Annotated in this window: 17 protein-coding genes and 1 pseudogene; 12 read left to right on the top strand and 6 right to left on the bottom strand. The window is 60.8% G+C overall.

Annotation, left to right across the window (positions count from 1 at the left end; genetic code table 11):
• The first annotated feature begins 9 nt into the window (after positions 1–9).
• Positions 10–1,647 carry a copper resistance CopC/CopD family protein gene (locus NKI22_RS23085; protein ID WP_502897712.1) on the top strand — a complete coding sequence of 546 codons (1,638 nt, stop codon included), beginning with the start codon at positions 10–12 and terminating at the stop codon, positions 1,645–1,647.
• 140 nt (positions 1,648–1,787) lie between these two features.
• Positions 1,788–3,212: an NADP-dependent phosphogluconate dehydrogenase gene (gene gnd / locus NKI22_RS23080; RefSeq protein WP_352816875.1), complete on the top strand. Its 1,425-nt coding sequence runs from the start codon at positions 1,788–1,790 to the stop codon at positions 3,210–3,212.
• 101 nt (positions 3,213–3,313) lie between these two features.
• Here the strand turns inward: gnd and NKI22_RS23075 are convergent, their stop codons facing one another.
• Entirely contained in the window at positions 3,314–4,402 is a 1,089-nt protein-coding gene (locus tag NKI22_RS23075; RefSeq protein WP_352958916.1) for a DUF4238 domain-containing protein, read from the bottom strand.
• Positions 4,403–4,526: 124 nt separating this feature from the next.
• A complete protein-coding gene (locus NKI22_RS23070; RefSeq protein WP_352958914.1) occupies positions 4,527–6,860 on the bottom strand; it encodes a DUF4238 domain-containing protein in 2,334 nt (777 codons plus the stop codon).
• 196 nt (positions 6,861–7,056) lie between these two features.
• Here NKI22_RS23070 and NKI22_RS31530 point away from each other — a divergent pair.
• Positions 7,057–7,161 (top strand): annotated as a pseudogene (locus NKI22_RS31530) (hypothetical protein); the annotation flags it as partial.
• Positions 7,162–7,434: 273 nt separating this feature from the next.
• Here the strand turns inward: NKI22_RS31530 and NKI22_RS23060 are convergent.
• Together NKI22_RS23060 and NKI22_RS23055 are read right to left on the bottom strand one after the other, a co-directional pair.
• Positions 7,435–8,883, bottom strand: a complete 1,449-nt coding sequence (locus NKI22_RS23060; protein ID WP_352816864.1) for a caspase family protein — start codon at positions 8,881–8,883, stop codon at positions 7,435–7,437.
• Between the two features lie 337 nt (positions 8,884–9,220).
• Complete coding sequence (locus NKI22_RS23055) at positions 9,221–10,270, bottom strand: LacI family transcriptional regulator (protein ID WP_352816861.1); 1,050 nt, start codon at positions 10,268–10,270, stop codon at positions 9,221–9,223.
• A gap of 402 nt (positions 10,271–10,672) precedes the next feature.
• Here NKI22_RS23055 and NKI22_RS23050 point away from each other — a divergent pair, with 402 nt between their 5' ends.
• From NKI22_RS23050 to mgrA, 7 genes are all read left to right on the top strand, one after another.
• The gene (locus tag NKI22_RS23050) at positions 10,673–11,911 is read left to right on the top strand and encodes an ABC transporter substrate-binding protein (protein WP_031194918.1); all 1,239 of its coding nucleotides are present in this window, start codon (positions 10,673–10,675) and stop codon (positions 11,909–11,911) included.
• A 107-nt stretch (positions 11,912–12,018) separates the two neighbouring features.
• Entirely contained in the window at positions 12,019–12,912 is an 894-nt protein-coding gene (locus tag NKI22_RS23045; protein WP_023721950.1) for a carbohydrate ABC transporter permease, read from the top strand.
• Complete coding sequence (locus NKI22_RS23040) at positions 12,905–13,840, top strand: carbohydrate ABC transporter permease (protein ID WP_352483609.1); 936 nt, start codon at positions 12,905–12,907, stop codon at positions 13,838–13,840. Before NKI22_RS23045 ends, NKI22_RS23040 begins: the two co-directional genes overlap by 8 nt.
• A 5-nt stretch (positions 13,841–13,845) precedes the next feature.
• Positions 13,846–14,976, top strand: a complete 1,131-nt coding sequence (locus tag NKI22_RS23035) for an ABC transporter ATP-binding protein (protein ID WP_051409752.1) — start codon at positions 13,846–13,848, stop codon at positions 14,974–14,976.
• 87 nt (positions 14,977–15,063) lie between these two features.
• Complete coding sequence (locus NKI22_RS23030) at positions 15,064–15,810, top strand: sugar phosphate isomerase/epimerase family protein (protein WP_023721947.1); 747 nt, start codon at positions 15,064–15,066, stop codon at positions 15,808–15,810.
• A gap of 12 nt (positions 15,811–15,822) precedes the next feature.
• A complete protein-coding gene (locus NKI22_RS23025) occupies positions 15,823–16,971 on the top strand; it encodes a Gfo/Idh/MocA family protein (protein WP_352816858.1) in 1,149 nt (382 codons plus the stop codon).
• A gap of 129 nt (positions 16,972–17,100) precedes the next feature.
• Positions 17,101–18,147 (top strand): L-glyceraldehyde 3-phosphate reductase, encoded by a 1,047-nt coding sequence (gene mgrA, locus NKI22_RS23020; protein ID WP_352495501.1) that lies wholly within the window; start codon positions 17,101–17,103, stop codon positions 18,145–18,147.
• An 81-nt stretch (positions 18,148–18,228) separates the two neighbouring features.
• On the opposite strand, the gene NKI22_RS23015 is transcribed toward mgrA, so the two are convergent.
• Positions 18,229–18,558: a DUF2934 domain-containing protein gene (locus tag NKI22_RS23015; protein WP_352592770.1), complete on the bottom strand. Its 330-nt coding sequence runs from the start codon at positions 18,556–18,558 to the stop codon at positions 18,229–18,231.
• A gap of 191 nt (positions 18,559–18,749) precedes the next feature.
• Here NKI22_RS23015 and NKI22_RS23010 point away from each other — a divergent pair, with 191 nt between their 5' ends.
• The gene (locus NKI22_RS23010) at positions 18,750–19,100 is read left to right on the top strand and encodes a hypothetical protein (RefSeq protein WP_352816855.1); all 351 of its coding nucleotides are present in this window, start codon (positions 18,750–18,752) and stop codon (positions 19,098–19,100) included.
• Between the two features lie 73 nt (positions 19,101–19,173).
• On the opposite strand, the gene NKI22_RS23005 is transcribed toward NKI22_RS23010, so the two are convergent.
• Positions 19,174–20,307, bottom strand: a complete 1,134-nt coding sequence (locus tag NKI22_RS23005; protein WP_245278721.1) for a S1 family serine peptidase — start codon at positions 20,305–20,307, stop codon at positions 19,174–19,176.
• Between the two features lie 350 nt (positions 20,308–20,657).
• On the opposite strand from NKI22_RS23005, the gene NKI22_RS23000 reads away from it, so the two are divergent.
• Positions 20,658–21,740: a trypsin-like serine peptidase gene (locus tag NKI22_RS23000; RefSeq protein WP_031194911.1), complete on the top strand. Its 1,083-nt coding sequence runs from the start codon at positions 20,658–20,660 to the stop codon at positions 21,738–21,740.
• The last annotated feature ends 60 nt before the right edge of the window (positions 21,741–21,800 follow it).

The following is a 21,800-nucleotide window of genomic DNA, read 5'->3' as shown; positions in this document are numbered from 1 at the left end:
GGCGGTGAGATGAGCGCGGCATCCTTCCTGCGGCGAGCTTGCATGGCCGGCAACCATTCTGGCCGGCTTGTGGCTGGCCTGCTCGCCGCCATCGTGCTGCTCGCCGTAATTGCCATGCCTGATCCGGCCTTCGCCCATGCGGCGCTGATCAAGGCCGAGCCGGCTGACGGTGCGGTGCTGGCACAGAGCCCGTCGCAGCTATCGCTGACCTTCAGCGAGCCGGTTTCGCCGCTGGTGCTGACGCTGGTGCGGCCCGACGGCACGGCGGTCCCGCTGACCTCCTTCCGGCTCAGCGGCCAGACCGTCGAGATCGACAATCCGCAGGCGCTGAAATCGGGCACGCATGTGCTGAGCTGGCGGGTAATCTCCGCCGACGGGCATCCGGTCGGCGGCTCGGTGCTGTTCTCGGTCGGTGCACCGAGTGCTGCGCCGGCCGCCTCCGATGCCGTTGACCGGGGGCTTCGAACGGCGATCTGGATCGGCAAGGTTTTTCTGTATATCGGCCTGTTTTTCGGGGTCGGCGGTGCCTTTGCGCAGGCCTGGCTGGCGCAAGGCGGGCGATCCGGCCGGAACATGATCGTCGCTGCGATCCTGTGCGGGTTGGCGGCGGCACCGCTGTCGCTCGGTTTCCAGGGGCTGGATGCACTCGGTGCGCCGCTCGCCCGGCTGGCGCAGCCGGTCATCTGGCAGACCGCGCTCGGTACCAGCTTTGGCTGGACGGTGCTGATCGCGCTGATGGCGCTCGGCCTTGGCCTGTTGTCGCTGGTCGTGCCGCCCGCCGACGCAAGGCCGCTCGCCTTGGCCGGACTGGTCGGCGTCGGCGCTGCACTTGCCGCCAGCGGGCATGCCAGTGCCGCCGAGCCGCAATGGCTGACAAGGCCGATGGTGTTTCTGCACGGCGTCGGCATTGCTGTCTGGGCCGGCGCGCTGATGCCGCTCGGTCTAGCCTTGAAACGGCAGCCGGCCGAAGCCGGGCCGTTGCTGCGCCGGTTTTCGCGAGCGATCCTGTTCGTCGTGGCCGTGCTTGCGGCAGCCGGCATCGTGCTCGCCGTCATCCAGGTGCAAACGCCGTCGGCGCTGGTCAACACCGCTTATGGCCGTCTGCTGCTGCTCAAGCTCGTGCTGCTCGTCTTTCTGTTCACGCTCGCCGCCGTCAACCGCTTCAAGCTCACGGCCTCGGCCGAGGCAGGAAATACGGAAGTCCAGCGGCGGCTGGCCCGCTCGATCGCCATCGAGGTGCTGATCGTGGTGGCGATCTTCGGAGTTGGCGCCGGCTGGCGCTTCACGCCGCCGCCGCGGGCGCTGGCAATCGCCGCGGCACAGCCGGCATCGGTGCATATCCACACGCAGCAAGCGATGGCCGATCTCAGCATTGCGCCCGGCCACACCGGACCTGTTGCTGCTTCGATCTTCATCATGAGCGGCGATTTCGGCCCGCTCGACGCCAAGCAGGTGACGCTGGTGCTGTCAAAGCCCGATTCCGGCATCGAGCCGATAAAACGCCCTGCGACGAAGCCCGGCGACGGCACCTGGCGCGTCGACGATCTCGTCATTCCGGTCGCCGGCCGGTGGACAGCGCGGCTCGATATCCTGGTCTCGGATTTCGAGATGGTGAAGATCGAAGCGCCGATCGATATCCGGCCATGAAGACGGCGCTGGTCTGCGCAACACAATTCGGCGAGACGGTTGACGCCGCCTTGAAGGCCCGTCAATCATCGTCATCAAGAATGGGCATCCAACCCAATCGCGGGCTCAAACCAACAAGATCCGAAAGCAGGGAAGAAACGATGGAAAAAGCCGAAATCGGCCTGATCGGCCTTGGCACGATGGGCTCCAACCTGGCGCTCAATATCGCCGAGAAGGGGCACCGCATTGCCGTCTTCAACCGCACCGCGGCGCGCACCGATGCCTTTGTCGAAAATGCCGGCGCGCTCAGGGACAGGGTGGTGCCTTGCTACAGCCTCGAGGAACTGGCTGCCGCGATCCGGCCGCCGCGGCCGATCATCATCATGGTGCTGGCCGGCAAGCCGGTCGACGAGCAGATCGCGGCATTGCGCGGCGTCCTGTCGGCCAACGACATCGTCATCGACGCCGGTAATGCCAATTTCCGCGATACGATGCGGCGCTTCTCGGAGCTTACCGATTCGGGCCTGACCTTCATCGGCATGGGCGTGTCCGGCGGCGAGGAGGGCGCACGCCACGGTCCCTCGATCATGGTCGGCGGCACCGAAGAGTCCTGGAAGCGCGTCGAAAAGGTGCTGACCGCGATCTCGGCCAAGTTCAAGGGCGAGCCTTGCGCGGCGTGGCTTGGCACCGACGGCGCCGGCCATTTCGTCAAGACCATCCACAACGGCATCGAATATGCCGACATGCAGATGATCGCCGAGATCTACGGCATCTTGCGCGACGGGCTCGGCATGGGGCCGAAAGAGATCGCCGAGGTGTTTTCGCAGTGGAACACGGGCCGGCTCAATTCGTACCTGATCGAGATCACCGCCAAAGTGCTGGCCGCCGACGATCCTAAGACCGGCAAACCGGTGGTCGACATCATCCTCGACCGCGCCGGCCAGAAAGGCACCGGCAAATGGTCGGTGATCGAGGCGCAGCAGCTCGGGATTCCGGCCACCGCGATCGAGGCGGCTGTGGCGGCCCGCGTGCTGTCGTCGATCAAGGACGAGCGGCTGACCGCCGAAAAGGTCTATGGCGGCGGCGTGAGCAGGATTTCCGGAGACAGGGACGCCCTGCTCGCCGATCTCGAGCTGGCGCTGTTTGCCGGCAAGGTCGCCGCCTACGCGCAAGGCTTCGCGGTGATGAGCGGCGCGTCGAAGGAATTCAACTGGAACCTGCCGATGCCGGTCATCGCCAAGATCTGGCGGGCCGGCTGCATCATCCGCTCGCAATTGCTGGATACGATGGCGGAGGCCTTCGGCGCCGGCGGTGCGGCCACCAACCTGTTGATGGCGCCGGCTTTCGTCTCGTTGATGCAGGAGGCACATCCGTCGCTTCGCCGTGTCGTGGCAAGGGCGGCCGAAGCCGGCTCGCCGGTGCCGGCCCTGTCATCTGCACTTGCCTATTTCGACAGTTACCGGCAGGGCCGCGGCACTTCGAACCTGATCCAGGCGCAACGCGATTTCTTCGGCGCGCACGGCTTCGAGCGCATCGATGGGCAGGGTGCGTTCCATGGTCCCTGGGGGAGTGGGGCGGCGGGTTAGTGCCTCTTCTTTGCCGTTCCCGAACGGCGGCGTTCCCAGAAGCGGCCATTCGGTCACAAGCACACTGGTAACGCCGCACATTGGCCTGTTGACCGATGTTCTTAAAGGTTGGCTCCAAGCCGCTGCTTGCCGACCGACGCGTTGGGTCTGACCAAGCCGCCGCCAGAGCCAGTATCGACTACTTTTGGCCGAAGCACGTACGGCATCAGTCGTGGCCATTGATCCGGCTTCGGCAGAACCTGCTCGGTATGCAGTAGCTCGCGACGGTCCGCATCATGCTCGAACGGCTTGGCCACTGGAATGAACTTACCACTGTTCGGAGCGGTCTCTTGTAGTGTTTGCAACTTGAACCAATGATCTCGCCTGCACGCCCTTCCACGATCGACTGCTGCCGCCACGAAATCCTTCTCAGCCCAAGAGCGGAAGTAAATGTTGGAGGCTGCGTGAAGTACTTGCAACTGATTAAAGCTGTCCACGTCACGAACGTCGGAGACTAGCCCGAGATGTCCGCGCCGACCTACTAAGCGGTAAACGAATGGGTCGAAGGCTGTGAGTAACAGTCCGGGCGACATTGGCATAAACAGCATGGCACCCGAGTTGCCAAAGCCATGGCCGCCTAAGAAACGCTTCTGCACATGGTACCTGTTCGTGTGCACTGCGGGATCGTCCGAGGAGATGAACTCGCGGACTGTTTTATTGACCAGTACGCAGGTTTCTAAGTCGCTTATGGCAGGGAGGGTCGACGCATACATTTCGATCGCCATTTCCACGATTTCCATATTGGGGCGCGTAAACTGCGCTAGAAATTCCGGTGTCCCCTCGTCTTGGAACATCTCCCGGTGCGCGTCGAGGAGGGTACGTTGCCTGTCGATCCAAGCAGCGCTTCGAAACACTTGCAGGAACATCAGTGTCCGCAGTGCATGTAGATCTGCTGTCTCTAAGCTGGACGGATCGGCTACAGCCTTTTTTAAGCATTGCGCGTAAAGCCCCTCGGGCTCCTGCAACGCCTTTTCAAGCTCACCATCTTTGCCGTAGAAATATGGGCGCGCGCACTGGCCCCTAACCGGCGCGCCTCTTATGGCGACCCCACGAGAGATGTTGAAAAGGTTGATCCCAGCGCCGTCATCATCGACGCAAAACGGCCGCAGGTAGCAACGTGGTACATAGTGCTGGATCTTGTTAGCTGGCATCTGATCTTACGACAATCGTTCCGCTGCAGAGTCAGCATCCGTGTGCAGCGCCCTTGGCTGCCTAGAATCTGCGGCCGTGTGAAAATGGCGACGTTCCTATTCGGCTGGCCATGCCCACCCTCAGCTAGCTTCCCCTTTGCGGCGCATTGCCCTTAACAAACAACGCCATCGGCGCACTGGCCAGGTGGTGCTCAGAGCTAGACATCAAGAGGAGCCGATTGACTGTGTTGTCCTGGATGCCCCCAGCAGGCCAAAGACATGATAACCGCGCTTCCGACAGGCGAGCCCCAGACTTCTTTGCGATCGGTAGGGTTGAGGCGAGGACGCGCTTGAATTCGGCATTGAGGCTGGCTTCGACATTGGGCTTTGAACCTCTCGCCGAAAGGGTCGAAAGGTACTTGAAGATTTTTCGCATGATGTTTGGGTAATCTCCAAATACCCCACGCTCGGCTAGCACACTGATCTGCTGCACATCGTAGGGCAAGACAAACTCAGCTTGTTCCATGCCAGCGCGTAGCAGGGGCGCCGGCGACGCGCCCTGGATTCCGCGCGTCGCGGCCGTTCTAAGCTCGCGCCAGCGGAACACGCTGTCGGTGACGATGCATGAGCCGGTGGCCTGTGCGACGTACATCGTGATCTCAAAGTTTGGCGCCATCTTAAACGGCGTGAGTTGTCCGCCGCCCTTCCCGCCTTCAAGCGACCCCTCTTGCAGCACAGCGAGTGGGTCTCGTTCACGAAGCAGATCGAAACTATCAAGAACAGCCTCCACAGCCTTTTCATCCAGTTCAGGAGAATCCCGGAGAACTTGGTGCCGAAGCGCGTCGCGTGGCAACAGCAACATAGCCCGCTTGTGCTCCTCCTTCATCATCTCCGTGAAACCGGCTTCTTCCTTTGGATCGACTTTCATCCCTTTCGAGCGAACCCTGGCCATTTCGAACATCTGATTGCGCAGGTGAAAATCGAAGTTGCAAGGATCGGGGAACAGAGTGACGAGCCCTTTTTCGACAAGCGGCATTATCATCGTGAATAAGCTGACCGACTTCACGAATTCCTGCCGATACATTTTGGGGTGCTCGAGGGGACTGAACTTCTTGTTGACGGTGCCTGGATGTATGAATGGGTGCTCAATTAGCAGTTCGTCGAAATAGAGTGATAGGCCGAGTGCGCAGTTCGAAATGAGCGACGGGTGCAGAGCCCCGGTGTAAGTCGCGCGCGCTTTACCATCCGGCTTCGGGAGCATCGCCAGCAAGTTCGTCTCGCGCGGCCACAAGGCGTCGTAGAGACCGTAGACGTCTCTGATCTTCTCGTCGGTAATCTCACGGCGGACGGTGACCCAATCGCAGTCTCCTGTGATCCCGAGGATTTCGGAGATGCCGGTGAACAGCATCAAGTTGCGCTCGCGGATACTGCGCTCCTCCCATGTTGGGCGGAGCGCAACTGGCTTGCGCTCGCAGCAAGAACCGAACGCGCGGCCCGATCCGCAACCGCAGAGATCGCCGAGGCGAGGCGGCTTCGATGGCGGCTTCTTCTTGAGAAAATCGCGTTCCTTTTCGGTTCGGCCAAACGCGTCCTGATAGTAGACTTCGCCGCTCTCGAAGCCGGCGTACATCTCGCCGCCGAAATGCCAAAGGCCGTTCTTGGGCGGGAGGAAGGTACTACGCAGGTCAGCCCAAGGCTCGGCGGACGACGTCTCCGGGTGAAGCCATTCCTCTTTGCCGGCGGCGATATACCGCTTGGCTCGCGTTTTGAGCACGCGATTGACCCGAATGACCTCCTCGCTCGTCAGCTTTCGCGTGCGAATAAACGCGTCGGTGCGCACCATCGAGTTGCGATAGTTGCCGGCAAACGTCCGTTTTTCGAGCGGGTTAGCCGAATGGTCTTGCGCATATTCGAGGTTTGTAAGGATGAGGCAAAAATCTCTGTTCAGAGGAAAGATGGTCTGCGAGCCTTTTAGCGCGATCGAGGGTTCGTTCCGATAGCCGCTGCCAGCGTCTGGCGATACCGCATAATTGTAGATCGTGACCGGGTGATCGCTCACAATGAATTTGATGTCGGCGTCCTGTGCCGACACTATTTCTCGTACCCCTTCCATCCAGATCGTGCAGTGCATCATGCGGATGCCTTGCATCTCAAACATGAGGTCGTTCTGTGTCAGGCGCGGGTATTGTGCGCTCAACCAGTCAAGCCCTTTGGGCGTGCGGATTTTCTGGATGTCGAGATACTCGAAGAAGGTCGTGAAGTGACGATGCCATTCGCCGGCATCCCCACCCACAAAGGCGCGGACGGCATGAGCCCCGCGTGTGTCGATGTCGCCGAAGAGTTTGCGCTCAATCTCGTCATTCACAGACGTGCCAAAGAAGGTCGAATAAAGGTCCGCTGGCAGAACGCCCGGGACGTCGGCGAAACGAATTTCGATTTCTCGGTGACTACGCGACCATCCGATAGCGCGTGCTGGCATGGGCTCAGATCGATATACGAATAGCTGTTCCGCCCCGGCTCAAAGAAGCCTTCCTGATACCATTGCGGAACGTAATGATTGTTGCGTGTCTTCGTCATCTGCCAAGCATATACGGTCTGTTGTACTTGGCGATACTAAGCTGAGCGCCAAGATGAGGCGAAACGGTTGTTTGAGAAATGCCTTATCGTTGAAAATCTCAGCGATCCAGGCACAGCGCGATTTCTTCGGCGCGCACGGCTTCGAGCGCATCGATGGACCGGGCGCCTTCCATGGCCCCTGGGGCAGTGGGGCGGCGGGTTAGCGCCCTATGTCGGCGGTTCAGGATGCCCTTGCCACTTCCTGAAAGGAGACACTGCCGGCGACCACGTCGGAGGTCGCGGTTGCGGACGTTTGAGACATTCGCCGAAGGTGCTTGATTTGGAAAGTTGGACGGGGAGCGGATATTGGTTGTGACTTCGCGGACATGATGAGCCTCACAGATAGCGGACACTACGCGGTAAGGCGAACTGCTTTTGGCTTAGCTGCTCCAATCTTCATTCCTAAGGAGCCGTTTCGCATTCAGATTCGTGAATCCTCATTCGATTTCCTCACCAAACGAAAGGACATACTTCTTTGTAAAATCATATGGGTCAGACACGTACTTGCTGGCGACCCCAGCCGGATTGTCTGACCAAGCATGGTGCGACCACTTCCATTTCTTAGTGCCTTCATATTCGTTGAACGAACCCCAGCCAGAGCGACGCTCCTTTGAGTTGCACGTCAGTATCAAACACTCTGTCAGACGGGGCAGGAATACAATCTCCGAAAAAATCCGGTTGAGCGCCATAAATTTTGGTTCAAAGTAGATGCCGACATGCACGGACTCCAATTTGCAGTGGTTGAACAAATTGTAGGTCTCGTCGTATTCGTCCGGCGTACCCAGAGCGGCGAGTGCACTGAGGCCAAGCCCGCCAAATGGCTGTCGCCGCTTCTTTCTCTCTACATCACTTTCGACAAAGGAGTCAGAGCCGCCGCGACGTTCCAACAAACTGACGATTGACCGCTTGTTCTGCACATATTCAAAGTCGTCGTATTTGACTGTGCGGACTTCAAAGAAATCTGCCACCTCCGCCGTAAGACCAGAATTGCTCAATGTAGCTTCGAACACTCCGTCAATGAATGCCTGCGCGTCTTCCTTAGTCGGCACTCGCGCCTCAACGCCTTCGATTGCTGCTTTTGCCAAGGCAAATGCCGATACGGGTGGCGCTGTCTCTTCCTGCACCCCATCATTACCAGGCGATGCCAAGAATGTCCTTCGAAAATCATCAAGACGGTTGGCATCGTTGCAGAATTTCTCTTGTGATGTACCTTGGCGTATAAAGTGGGGCGTTTGACCGGAGTGATTTAAGAAGGCGTCTCGCAAAGCACTTTCCACGTCAGAGTAATACACGGAACCTTGTTCTTTTTGCAGACATGCCTTGATGAACTCGTCTGTGAAGAGACTTATTTGATCCCCCGCCAAAGAATACTGGCTCTCTGCGCAGGATGAAAAATGTACGAAGCTCGTAAATCCAGATTTCAACGACCGCGCCAGTGGCGCCACATCACTCTTGATTAGGCTGCGACCGGCTTCGCAGGCATCGATAACAAACACTGAAAGTTCAGCGGCAAACTGTCGGACCAGTTCAAATGCGTCTGTACGCGACAGTCCAGTTGTGTTCGGCGAAGATTCCTTAAATCCCTCGAAACACATATAAAAGTCATCAGCATTCGATAGTCCATGCCCTGTGAAATAAAGGAAAACCTCTTCAAATCCGTCTTCCGATTCCGACAGTATACGTAATTCATCTTTTACCGTGGAAACCGGAATATCTACGAAGTCCAAGATCTGAGTGAATTTCCGGGTCGCTGAAAGCAATCCACGCATCTGGGCAACATCGTTCGCGCAGCAGTCCAAAGCTGATAATTCGTTGTACCTTGTATTGCCAATCAAGACTGCAATGCTCTGCCCCATAATATCCCTCAAGCTTGAGCGGCGCTCCATCTTTGGCCCACCGATTTTCTTGCCAAATGTAGACGCGAATGGCCGCTTTGGCTAGGCGAAGCGCTGTACAAGAGGGAAACGGTCAATGTCGGCTATGGGCCGGAAGTGATAGCACTTGAAGCCATGTCGAAGGTCTCGAAAGAGCACAGTCGAGGCATTGGGCTTCGCAGGTTGAACGTCCGCTATCGCTCCCTGGACGCCATAAGCGGACGGACCTCTTCCGGCCCCAAGGTAGCCAGTCGGCAGAGCGCATTTTGCATTCAAGTGGAATCACTTGGCGCCGCAGAAATGCGGCTAAGACAATAGATGGAGCCAGTTCACTTTGAACATGTCCCGCTCACGCCGGGCGGCGATAGGCCTGGACTTCGCCTGGCTCGCTCAGGCTTTGCAGGGTGCCGGGTGCGGCGCCGCCGATCCAGCCCAGCACCGAGCGGGCGAGTTCGGCGCCGGCCAGCCGGAAGTTCTCGTTGACGACCAGCAATTCGCTGCGAAACAGGTGCAGAAGCTCCGACGATTGTTTGGACACCACATCGACATCGCGGCCGAGCTTGAGGCCGGCGTCTTCGATGCCGGCGACGATGGCAAGCGTCGCGGCGGCGGCGCTGCTGATGAAACCGTCCGGCCTGACATCGCGGCGCATCAGCTGCGCCGTCCGCATTCTGATCTGCTCGATCGAATGGTCGATCGAAACGGTGTTGAACGGGATCTCGCTGGCGCCGACCTCGCTCAGCGCATCGGCAAAGCCGGCGAGCGTGTGGCCGTGATAGGTCAGCTCGACCGGCGGCGCCAGCAGTGCCAGCCGGCGGCGGCCGAGGCCGGCCAGATGGCGCACTGCCTCGGCCGCGAAAGCGTAATTGTCGAAATCATGATAGGGATGGATCAGCCCCATGTCGGTGCGGCCATGCGTGGCAAAGGGGATGCCGCGCTCCAGCATATAACGCGCCCTCGGATCGTTCGGCTGCGTGCGCGAAATGATGACGCCGTCGGCTGAACCGGTTTCCACGAGGTAACGGATCGGGTCGAGCGGATCCTGGGAGCGCGAATAGGGCGTCACGATCAAATGATAGGGCGTGTCGGCAATGACTTCCGAAACGCCGTAGATGATGTCCGAGACAAAGCTCATGATCTCGTGCTCGGTGTTGAGCACCAGGCTGATGACATTGGTCTTGCCGGTGCGCAGGCGGACGCCGGCACGGTTGGGCCGATAGCCGATTTGTTTGGCGACAAGCTGGACGCGACGCCTGGTCTCGGCGCCGATCTCGGGCGCGTCCTTCAGCGCGCGCGACACGGTGGTGACGCCCAGCCCGGTCATGAAGGCGAGCGTCTTCAATGTCGGCCGGCCCTGGCCCGACGCCTCGTCGGCCTTCTCTTTTTGATGCCTGTTCATTCGTCCCGCCCCGTCAGGCGCATAGCAGTTGCCGGGCAGGCCGGCAATCGGCGGGCCGCGGGTACGCCGCGGGCCTTCACCGAATGAGACCGCTATATACTATATACTGAAACGTTACAGATTGTCACTGCCGTCGCGATATACTGGTGACAGGCGCAAAACGAGCGGTACTCCGGTCGGCGCAAAAAAAGAACGATTGAAGGGGCTTTTCCGGCTTTATGGCGTCGCAGCATCGATTTTTTTGCAGCGCAACCTTGCTTGTTGCGGTGCGGTAGCTCGGCGGCCAGGCGATTTTATTCGCGCTTCGAAAAAATTTGATGCCGGATTTGCCTGAGGGGTTGCGCGTCCGAAGCAATTGCCGTATCCAAAATCTGTAACGTTTCAGATTCTGGGAGGAACGAAATGCGATACCAACTCATGACTGCTGCGCTGGCATTGACGACCGCGCTGCAATTCGCCGGCCCGGCGGCCGCGACGGATCTGGAAGTCACCCATTGGTGGACCTCCGGCGGCGAGGCGGCAGCGGTCGCCGAACTTGCCAAGGCTTTCGACGCAACCGGCAATCATTGGGTAGACGGCGCTATCGCCGGCTCCGGCGGCACGGCGCGGCCGATCATGATCAGCCGCATCACCGGCGGCGACCCGATGGGCGCGACCCAGTTCAATCATGGCCGGCAGGCGGAAGAATTGGTGCAGGCCGGGCTGATGCGCGACCTCACCGATCTCGCCACCAAGGAAAAGTGGACGGAAATCGTGCAGCCGAAGAGCCTGCTCGACGGCTGTACCCTCGATGGCAAGATCTATTGCGTGCCGGTCAATATCCACTCCTGGCAGTGGTTGTGGCTATCGAATGCCGCCTTCGAAAAGGCCGGCGTGCCGGTGCCGAAGAACTGGAATGAATATGTCGCTGCGGCGCCCGCGCTTGAAAAAGCAGGCATCCAGCCGCTCGCGGTCGGCGGCCAGCCCTGGCAGGCCTCCGGCGCTTTCGACGTGCTGCTCGCGGCGGTCGGCGGCACCGATGCCTTCCTCAAGGTCTATAAGGACAAGGACGCGGAATTCGCCGCCGGGCCCGAAGTCGCCAAGGTCTTCAAGGCCGCGGACGACGCCCGCAAGATGGCGAAGAACACCAATGTGCAGGACTGGAACCAGGCCACCAACCTGGTCATCACCGGCAAGGCCGGCGGCCAGATCATGGGTGACTGGGCGCAGGGCGAGTTCCAGGTTGCCGGCCAGACCGCCGGCAAGGACTATACTTGCCTTCCGGGCCTCGGCCTCAACGAGATGATCGCCACCGGCGGCGACGCTTTTTACTTCCCGCTGCTGAAGGATCCCGAAAAATCGAAGGCGCAGGAAGTGCTGGCCCACACGCTGCTTGATCCCAAGACGCAGGTCGCCTTCAATCTCAAGAAGGGTTCGCTGCCGGTGCGCGGCGACGTCGACCTCAAGGCGGCGAACGACTGCATGAAGAAGGGCCTCGAAATCCTCGCCAAGGGCAATGTCATGCCTTGGACGGACCAGTTGCTTTCGCAGGATACGCAGAAGCAAAAGGAGGATCTGTTCTCCGAGTTCTTCGCCAAGCAGGACATGACCGTGGAAGATGCGCAGAAGCGCTTCGCCGCCATCGTCGGTTCGGCCGATTGAGCGATCGATCAAGCGCCTCACTCCCGCCCCTGCGAGCGCAGGGTCGGGAGCTCGGGTCAAGACCTCTTGACCCTCCCGCCCTTACCCGATCCAGCGCGGCTGTGCAGATGAGCAAGAGCGAACGCCCCAGCCAACTCTTTCGCAACCTCAATGCGAAAATCGCCTCGATCCCAATGATCTTCACCGCGCTGGTGATCTTTGTTGGCGGCACCGTCTGGACGGTGTTCTATTCCTTCACCAATTCCAAGTTGCTGCCGCGGCTGCACTTCGTCGGTCTCGACCAGTATTACCGGCTGTGGGCGACGCCGCGCTGGCTGATCTCGATCGAGAACCTGCTGATCTACGGCGTGCTGTCGCTGGTGTTCTCGCTGGTAATCGGTTTCCTGCTTGCTGCCCTGCTCGACCAGAAGATCCGGTTCGAGGACACATTCCGGACCATTTTCCTCTATCCCTTCGCCCTGTCCTTCATCGTCACCGGTCTCGTCTGGCAATGGCTGCTCAACCCCGAGTTCGGTGTCCAGGCAGTGGTGCGCAGCCTCGGCTGGACGAGCTTCAGCTTCAATCCGCTCTATGATTCCAGCATCGTCATCTACGGCATATTGATCGCCGCTCTCTGGCAAGGCACCGGGCTGATAATGTGCCTGATGCTGGCCGGCCTGCGCGGCATCGACGAGGATATCTGGAAGGCCGCGCGGGTCGACGGGATACCGACCTGGAAGACCTATCTGTTCATCATCATACCGATGATGCGGCCGGTCTTCATCACCACGCTGGTCATCGTCGCCTCCAACATTGTTCGCGTCTACGACCTTGTCGTCGCCCAGACCAGCGGCGGGCCCGGTATCGCCTCCGAAGTCCCGGCCAAATATGTCTATGATTACATGTTCTTCGCCCAGAACCTCGGCCAAGGGTTCGCCGCTTCGACGATGATGCTGCTGTCGGTGATCATCGTCATCGTGCCGTGGGCCTATCTCGAGTTCGGAGGCAAGAAGCGTGTCTGACCATGCCGTCTCATTGCCTGCCATTGGCGGCGCCGGCGGGCTCGAAGCCTACGGGCCGAGCGGACCGAAGCCGCGCCACACGTTCTCGCGCCGCAACATCTTCCTCTACGGCACGCTGATCGTGGTGGCGCTCTACTATCTTTTGCCGCTCTACGTCATGGTGGTGACATCGCTTAAAGGCATGCCTGAGATACGCCTTGGCAACATCTTCTCGCCGCCGATGGAGATCACCTTCGAGCCCTGGGTCAAGGCCTGGTCGAGCGCCTGCACCGGGCTCAACTGCGACGGGCTGTCGCGTGGCTTCTGGAATTCGGTGCGCATCACCATCCCGTCGGTGATCCTGTCGATCGCGCTCGCCTCGGTGAACGGCTATGCGCTGGCCAACTGGCGCTTCAAAGGGGCCGACACTTTCTTCATCATCCTGATCGTTGGCGCCTTCATCCCGTATCAGGTGATGATCTATCCGATCGTCATTATCCTGCGCGAGGTCGGCCTCTACGGCAGCCTCAGCGGCCTGGTGATCGTCCATTCCATCTTCGGCATGCCGATCCTCACGCTTTTGTTCCGCAACTACTTTACCTCCATGCCGGAGGAGCTGTTCCGGGCAGCGCGTGTCGACGGCGCCGGCTTCTGGGGCATCTATTTCCGCATCATGCTGCCGATGTCGCTGCCGATCTTCGTCGTCGCCATCATCCTGCAGGTGACCGGCATCTGGAACGACTTCCTGTTCGGCGTCGTCTACACCCGCCCCGACACCTATCCGATGACGGTGCAGCTCAACAACATCGTCAACTCGGTGCAAGGCGTGAAGGAATACAACGTCAACATGGCAGCCACCATCCTGACCGGCCTGGTGCCGCTGATCGTCTATTTCCTGTCCGGAAAATTGTTTGTGCGCGGCATCGCCGCCGGCGCGGTGAAAGGATGATGGCGATGAACGCAAACGGCAGTGTTGAGGTAAACGGCAGCAGCGGGGCAAACGGCACCAGTGTCTCGATCCAGAACCTGTCGCTGAATTTCGGCGCGATATCGGTGCTGCAGACGCTCAACCTCGATGTCGCAGAAGGCGAGTTCATCGTGCTGCTCGGCCCGTCCGGCTGCGGCAAGTCGACCCTGCTCAACTGCATTGCCGGGCTGCTGGACGTTTCCGAAGGCCGCATCTTCATCAAGGGCAAGAACGTCACCTGGGAAGAGCCCAAGGATCGCGGCATCGGCATGGTGTTCCAGTCCTACGCGCTCTATCCGCAGATGACGGTGGAGAAGAACCTGTCGTTTGGGCTGCGCGTTGCCGGCCTCGCCAAGGACGAGATCGCCAAGCGCATCGCCCGGGCCGCCGAGATCCTGCAGATCGAGCCGCTTTTGCATCGCAAGCCGGCGGCTCTGTCCGGTGGCCAGCGCCAGCGCGTGGCGATCGGGCGCGCACTTGTGCGTGACGTCGATGTCTTTCTGTTCGACGAGCCGCTCTCCAACCTCGACGCCAAGCTGCGCGCGGAATTGCGCGTCGAGATAAAGCTGCTGCATCGCAAGCTCGAGAACACCATGATCTACGTCACCCACGACCAGATCGAGGCGATGACGCTGGCCGACCGCATCGCGGTGATGAAGGGCGGCGTCATCCAGCAGCTCGATGCACCGCAGACCATCTATAACCGGCCGGTCAACCGGTTTGTCGCCGGCTTCCTCGGCTCGCCGGCGATGAACTTCCTCGACGGCAGGCTGGAGCAGGCGGACGGCGACTGGCACTTCGTCGCCGAGGATGTACGGATTCCGCTTGCCACCTATGCTTTCGAGAAGGACCCGGTGCCGGGGCCGGCCGTGTTCGGCATCCGCCCCGAGCACGTCGCGTTCAACAGCGGCACGGGATGGCCATTCGCAGCCACGGCAAGTGTCGAGGTCGTCGAGCCCATGGGTTCCGACACGCTGGTCTGGCTGAAGCTCGGCGGCCAGAATTTCACGGTACGGGTGACAGCCGAGCGCACGCCAAACAACGCCGAGGCGGTCGGCATCGGTTTTGATCCGATGCGCGCCTCGCTGTTCGACGCCGCCACAGGTAACCGCCTCTAGAGCAGATCTAGCCACCCAAGACTCTTCCATTCCCCCCAAGACTCATCCCCCCAAGACTAACCATCCACAAGAAAACGGACAGAGACGATGAACTGGTCATTCCAACTTTACAGTGCCCGCAATTTCCAGCCCTGGGAGGGCGTGCTCAAGATGCTGGGCGAGCTTGGTTACAGCCAAGTCGAAGGGTTCGGTGGTGTCTATGACGATCCCAAGGCATTCCGTGCGGAACTCGACAAGAACGGGCTTGCCATGCCGACCGGGCATTTCTCGATCGACGCGCTCGAGAAGGATTTCGATGGCGTGCGCAGGACGGCCGACGCGCTCGGCATCACGCTGCTCATCTGCCCGTTCCTGAACGCCGAGTTCAGGCCGGCCGACACAGCCGGCTGGCGCGGCTTCGGCGAACGCCTGGCCAAGGTCGGCGAGACGGCCAGGAAAGCCGGCTATGGCTTTGCCTGGCACAACCATGATTTCGAGTTCAAGGCGCTTGCCGACGGCTCGGTGCCGCAGGACCATATTCTGTCCTCGGCGCCTGACATCGGCTGGGAGATGGACGTCGCCTGGGTGGTGCGCGGCGGCGTCGATCCGCTGCCCTGGATCGAGAAGCACGGCAAGCGCATCGTCGCCGTCCACGTCAAGGACATGGCCAAGGCGGGCGAGGGACTCGACGAGGACGGCTGGTCGGATGTCGGCCACGGCACCATCGACTGGCCCGGCCTGATCAAGGCGCTGCGCGCCAAAAGCGCCGCAAAATACTACGTCATGGAACAGGACAATCCCAACGATATCGCGCGCTTCGCCCGCCGCTCGATCGCAGCCGCCAAGACCTATTAGGAGCACACCAGCATGGCAACAAAACTTGGCATCGGCGTCATCGGCTGCGGCAACATCTCGAAGGCGTATTTCTCGCTGGCGCCGCTGTTCCGTGGCATCGAGATGCGCGCCTGCGCCGACATCAACATGGAAGCGGCGAAAGCGCGGGCAAAAGAGTTCAAGCTGCGCGCCGAGACCGTCGAGGGGCTACTCAAGGCCGACGATATCGACATCATCGTCAACCTGACCATTCCGGCGGTGCATTACGAGGTGTCGAAGCAGATTCTCGACGCCGGCAAGCATGTTTATTCGGAGAAGCCCTTCGTGCTCTCGGTCAAGGAAGGGCTCGACCTGAAGAAACGGGCCGAAAGCAAGGGGCTGCGCATCGGTTCGGCGCCCGACACCTTCCTCGGCGGCGCGCACCAGCTTGTCCGCGACCTGATCGACACCGGCAGGCTCGGCAGGATCACCAGCGGCACCTGTCATGTGATGAGCCATGGGATGGAACATTGGCACCCCAATCCGGACTTCTTCTTCCAGCCGGGCGCCGGGCCGGTGCTCGATATCGGACCGTATTACATCACCAACCTGATCCAGCTGATCGGGCCGGTGAAGCAGGTCGCGGCTTTTGCTTCGATCCCGATGACGGAACGCATCATCAGCTCGAAGCCGCGCGCCGGCGAAAAGATCCCGGTCTCCACGCCGACGACGATCCATGGCGTGCTGGAATTCGAGAACGGCGCCGTGGTGACGCTCAACACCAGCTGGGATGTCTGGAGCCATGGCCACGCGCCGATGGAGCTCTATGGCGAGGCAGGCACGGTGTTCGTGCCGGATCCGAATTTCTTCGGCGGCGAGGTGCGCTACACCGAGGCCGCCAAGCCGGTGAAGAAGCTGCCGAAATGGCGGCATCCGTTCGGCGTGCCCAACGAGATGCATTCGCATGGCATGATGGCCAACTACCGCACCGCCGGCCTTGCCGACATGGCGATCGCGATTACCGAAGGCCGGCCGCACCGCTGCTCGATGGAACTGGCGCTGCATGCCGTCGATGTCATGACCGGCCTGTTGCGTTCTGGCGAGACCGGAAAGTTCGTCGCCATGCAGACCAGCTGCGAGCGGCCCGCGGCACTCGGCGTCAAGGCAGCGAAGGAGCTGCTGGCGAAGAAGAAAACGAAGTAGGCGGCGCACCTCCCAAGCACCGTAAAAGCCTCTCCCCGTTTGCGCGGGGAGAGGCTAAAGGTGCGGAAGGCTCGGCTGCCGTGCGTCGCGGCGACAGCCGTCGGGCTCGTTTCGATATGAGGATTTCCCATGCCCTATGTTCCCGCCGAGAACCGCTACGAAAAGATGGTCTACAATCGCTGCGGGCGGTCCGGCCTGAAGCTGCCGGCGATCTCGCTCGGGCTGTGGCACAATTTCGGCGACGACACGCCGCATAGAACCAAGCAGGCAATCACGCGCAAGGCCTTCGATCTCGGCATCACGCATTTCGATCTCGCCAACAATTACGGCCCGCCGCCCGGCTCGGCGGAGCGGGCCTTTGGCGAGATCCTGCGGACGGACTTTGCCGGTTATCGCGACGAGCTGATCATCTCGACCAAGGCCGGCTACGAAATGTGGGCAGGACCTTACGGCGAATGGGGCGGCCGCAAATATGTGCTGGCCAGCCTCGACCAGAGCCTGAAGCGGATGGGGCTCGATTATGTCGACATCTTCTATTCCCATCGCTTCGACCCCGACACCCCTCTGGAAGAGACGATGGGCGCGCTCGATCACGCGGTGCGCTCGGGCAAGGCGCTCTATGCCGGCATTTCCTCCTATAATTCACAGCGCACCCGCGAAGCCGCCGACATTTTGAAGCAGCTCGGCACGCCTTGCGTGATCCATCAGCCGAGCTATTCGATGCTTAACCGCTGGGTCGAGGACGACGGCCTGCTCGATACACTCGAGGGGCTTGGCGTCGGTTCCATCGTGTTCTCGCCGCTGGCACAAGGCATGCTGACCGACAAATATCTCGGCGGCATCCCCGATGGCAGCCGCGCCAGCCAGGGCAAGTCGCTGCGCCCGGCATTCATCAACGACAAATCGATCGCAAATATCGAGGCGCTGAACGTCATCGCCCGTCGCCGCGGCCAGACGCTGGCGCAGATGGCGCTGGCCTGGGTGTTGCGCCGGGGCAGGGTGACGTCGGCGCTGATCGGCGCCAGCCGGCCGGAACAGGTCGTGGATTGCGTCGGCGCGCTCGAGACGCTCGACTTCAGCGATGCCGAGCTCGCCGAGATCGACACCTTTGCACGCGAGTCGGATATCAATCTCTGGGCGACGTCGGCCGAGCGCAAGGGGCCGCCAAGGAAGTAGGCGGAGACGGTCCGCGGTCCGTTTTCATCGAAAGACGCGGCAGCGCAAACTGATAGCTGTCTTCGACACGGTGGCCAGCGGCTAACTTTCGGCTGCCTTGAGGTTCCGCGCGGCTTCTTCGAGTGCGGCTCTGTCGTTGCCGAGCCTGTCGATCAACTCTTGCGCCTGATCACCGGTTATCCCGGTGCGCATCGCCAGTGCCTCGACCGTCAGAACGTCGGAACTGGCGATCGTTCCAGCCGGACCGTGCTCGGCCGCGTCATCATCAGCCTGGCCGGTCATCGTCTCATCGTAGCCAAGCTCTTGCTTCGCCTGCTGCCAATGACGCTCATGCGCGCCATCCGGGCGGCCCTCGCGCATCCAGATTTCATAGGCTCGTTGCCGAATCTTTTCATGCCGATCGTTGTCCATGACGGCTCCTCCCTTGTGGCGTTTTCACCAACGCGGGGAGCGCCGGAACGATCCGATGTTCAAGCCGATTTCGCACACATGCCGGACAAATCCCGGGTTCTCACAGAACAAACACCGGACAGAATCGTTTTGCCGAGGAACCTGTACAGTGGGCCGACCGTTGAGCCGAGCCTTCCGCAAAGGAGATTACCATGGCCGACGACCCGAACGAATCCGCAGCACCGAAGATGACTCAACGTGAAGCTCAGGAAGCCCTGGAGAAGCAGGTCGCGCAGCTGAGGCGTGAGATCAACAAGATCAATCGGACCTTGGCCGAACGCGCGGAAGAGACGATCGAAGAGGCCGGCGACTGGTATGACAGCGCTGCTGACCGCGCGTCCCGGACGGCGCAAGCCCTGCGCAACAGGGCGCAAACGGTTTCCGGGGTCGTCCAGGAGAATCCCGGCACAGTATCGTCCGCATTCATACTCGGAGCGGCAGTAGGGGCGCTACTGGGCCTCGCCTTGGCCGCCACAGACCAGCGCCGCGATCGCTGGTTCTAGTTCCGACCAAAAGTTTCCGGGCAGAAGCGGCGGGATTGCTCGCGCCGTTCGTTCGTTCAGCGGGTGACGCCGGTCAGGGGGTCGCCGGCTTCTGCGCCGTGCCGAGGGCTTTGGGTGCTGCGGGCACGGGCGCTGCCCTTTTCATCTTCTCCTCGATCCAGCCGGTGTAATTGGCCAGCCGCGTGTAGATGCCGTAGGCGTTCTTGTGGCCGCAGGCGGTGCCGCCGTCGGCCGGACCTTCGCCCCAGCTGACGACGCCGACCTGCACCGGACCATCGGCGCCGGTCATGAACAGCGGTCCGCCGCTGTCGCCATTGCAGGCGTCGCGCTCGCCGCTGGCCGTTCCGGCGCAGATCATGTTGCCGGTCAGCGGATCCGCCATGTCGGCAGCAATCGCGTTGGCGGCCGCCTCGATGCCCCTTTCCGAATAACGCATGCGGCGGGCGAGCTCGCCGAGCGCTGCTTTCAAATCATGCGCATAAATCGCCTTGATGCCGCTGTTGCAGGTTGCGTTCGGCTGGAGGTCCAGGTCGGCGACCATCAGCGCGGTGGGAAATGTTCCGTCCTGCATCTTGCCCCAGCCGGTGACTGTCGTCTTGCCGGCGTCGGGGGTCGGCTCACTGGCAATTTTGATGGTCGGGGCATCGGCCGGCTCGGCCAGCCGGATCAGGCCGAGATCGTTGTCCAGCGTCTGCTCGCTGTAGCCCTCGTTGACGATGATCTCCACCGCCTTGTAGCGCTTGCCCTCGCTGAGATCGGTGGCGCCGGTGAGCACGGTGACCACATCAGGCGAAATCGGCTCGCCGTCGTCATTGAGGCAGTGCGCCGCGGTCAGCACCCATTGCGGCGCGATCAGGCTGCCGCCGCAGAACTGCGCATTCGCCTGCGAGGCCGGGCTTTTGTCCAGCTTGCCCGTGGTCAGCAATGCCACCTGGAACGGGTAGGCGCCCGTCTCGGCCTGCTTGCCGCCGTAGACGCGATCGGCGCCGTCGGGGTTCTCCGCCCTGGCCTTTGCCCTGGCCTCGGCCACGCGTTTCATCGGCGAGATCGCCGCCTCCGGCCGGGCGGCCGCGTCCGTGGCATGAACGGAATCAACGACCGGCAAGGCCGCCGCGATGCCGAGCAGCGCGGCGGCGGCAATCGGTCTGAACCTATGGATGATCTTCACCTCGAACCCCCTGAGACAATATTCCGACAGGTCAGCCACGGACGCATGATCCACTGAAATGGAACCGGCCGGTGAGATCATGCTCCAAGGCGGAGCGCGATCCGTCACAAAACCGAGCACCACTTTTGCTAATCGTGCTGTCGAACCAAGCCCGCCCAAATCCTATAGCCCCCCACGGGCTATGTGAAAGCAATTTGTCATTGCCAATGTTGGATTAATTTAGGCAGTATACCGTTGCGGGCATTTTTGGCGGGGACCTAAACTGGCTGCACTGAATAATGGCCCGGTAAAGGCGCCGGCAACCAATTTCATTTTTCGTCACCACCACGATCTCGACAATATTTCTCTATCTTGATCCAGTCCTTGCTGACTTTTGGGAGAGTCTCACCATGACAAAACTGACACATAGCATTATTGCGTCCGCGTTGCTTTCCACCGCAATGTGGGCGGTTCCTGCCTTGGCTGCCGATCCAGGCTCCGCCAATGCTGGCAACGGCGAAAGCATGCGGGACGTGACATCGGGCGATTACAAGCCCGGCCGGGCGAAACCGATCGCCCCGCCGAAACTGACCGACGACGAGGCCAACCGCGCCGCGCCGCTCGCCGACGAAGCAACGGCAGTCAAATCTTATGGCATCGTCGGCCGCTCCGCCGATGGCAAGGACATCAAGATCGACCCGAACGAGACGCTGAAGGACCTTGTCATCAAGGAAATGAACGCGCCCGCCGACGGGCAGAAGTCCGATAATTCCGGACTAAGCGGAGGCGAAGAGGCCGGCCGCCAGGTGTTCGGGACGGACGACCGCGAGCAGATCAAGAATACCAAAACCTACCCGTTCACCGCGATCGGCTATCTCGAAGGCAAATCGAAGAGCGGCAGCTATGGCAGCTGCTCGGCGACACTGATCGGCCCGCGCACGGTGCTCACCGCGGCGCACTGCCTCTACAGCCACGAGGACAAGGCCTGGCTCGACGATATCCTGTTCGTGCCGGCTCTCAATGGCAAGACCGCCGACGACGCTCCGTTCGGCGCCTTCACCTATGAAAGCGCCTATATCGTCCAGGGCTTCATCGACAATTACCAAGGCTTTTACGGCTCTGTCGTGCCGTGGGATCTCGGCATCGTCACTCTCAAGCAGGATGTCGGCACCAATCTCGGCTGGCTGGGCTATGCCAACTATGTGGATCTCGGCGATTTCACCGCCAACATCATCGGCTATCCCGGCGACAAGCCGATGGGCACGATGTGGAAGGCGACCTGCGAAGTGCACGCCGAAAACATCGCCACCGAGTATTTCCAGTACGACTGCGACACGTATCCAGGTTCGAGCGGCAGCTCGGTCTATGCCTATGACAATGGCTCCAAGCAGCGCGTCATCACCGGCGTGAACGTGGCCGAGAGCCCGGATGCCAATACCGCCGTGCGCCTGAACGCCATCAACGTCCAGTGGATCAACAGCCTGTACAAATAGGCCTGCAGAGTGCGCGCCGCGATCATCGGGGCGGGTTATCTATTTTAGCGGCATTTCTGC

Source organism: Mesorhizobium sp. M0778 (genome assembly GCF_040320105.1).
Lineage (GTDB): Bacteria > Pseudomonadota > Alphaproteobacteria > Rhizobiales > Rhizobiaceae > Mesorhizobium.
This window is presented reverse-complemented; position numbering and strand designations above follow the sequence as displayed.

Excerpts from the sequence above, each read along its gene's own strand:
- NKI22_RS23085 (WP_502897712.1), top strand. The coding sequence starts at position 10 with ATGAGCGCGGCATCCTTCCTGCGGCGAGCTTGCATGGCCGGCAACCAT.
- gnd (WP_352816875.1), top strand. The coding sequence starts at position 1,788 with ATGGAAAAAGCCGAAATCGGCCTGATCGGCCTTGGCACGATGGGCTCC.
- NKI22_RS23075 (WP_352958916.1), bottom strand. The coding sequence starts at position 4,402 with ATGCCAGCTAACAAGATCCAGCACTATGTACCACGTTGCTACCTGCGG.
- NKI22_RS23070 (WP_352958914.1), bottom strand. The coding sequence starts at position 6,860 with ATGCCAGCACGCGCTATCGGATGGTCGCGTAGTCACCGAGAAATCGAA.
- NKI22_RS23060 (WP_352816864.1), bottom strand. The coding sequence starts at position 8,883 with ATGGAGCGCCGCTCAAGCTTGAGGGATATTATGGGGCAGAGCATTGCA.
- NKI22_RS23055 (WP_352816861.1), bottom strand. The coding sequence starts at position 10,270 with ATGAACAGGCATCAAAAAGAGAAGGCCGACGAGGCGTCGGGCCAGGGC.
- NKI22_RS23050 (WP_031194918.1), top strand. The coding sequence starts at position 10,673 with ATGCGATACCAACTCATGACTGCTGCGCTGGCATTGACGACCGCGCTG.
- NKI22_RS23045 (WP_023721950.1), top strand. The coding sequence starts at position 12,019 with ATGAGCAAGAGCGAACGCCCCAGCCAACTCTTTCGCAACCTCAATGCG.
- NKI22_RS23035 (WP_051409752.1), top strand. The coding sequence starts at position 13,846 with ATGAACGCAAACGGCAGTGTTGAGGTAAACGGCAGCAGCGGGGCAAAC.
- NKI22_RS23030 (WP_023721947.1), top strand. The coding sequence starts at position 15,064 with ATGAACTGGTCATTCCAACTTTACAGTGCCCGCAATTTCCAGCCCTGG.
- NKI22_RS23025 (WP_352816858.1), top strand. The coding sequence starts at position 15,823 with ATGGCAACAAAACTTGGCATCGGCGTCATCGGCTGCGGCAACATCTCG.
- mgrA (WP_352495501.1), top strand. The coding sequence starts at position 17,101 with ATGCCCTATGTTCCCGCCGAGAACCGCTACGAAAAGATGGTCTACAAT.
- NKI22_RS23015 (WP_352592770.1), bottom strand. The coding sequence starts at position 18,558 with ATGGACAACGATCGGCATGAAAAGATTCGGCAACGAGCCTATGAAATC.
- NKI22_RS23010 (WP_352816855.1), top strand. The coding sequence starts at position 18,750 with ATGGCCGACGACCCGAACGAATCCGCAGCACCGAAGATGACTCAACGT.
- NKI22_RS23000 (WP_031194911.1), top strand. The coding sequence starts at position 20,658 with ATGACAAAACTGACACATAGCATTATTGCGTCCGCGTTGCTTTCCACC.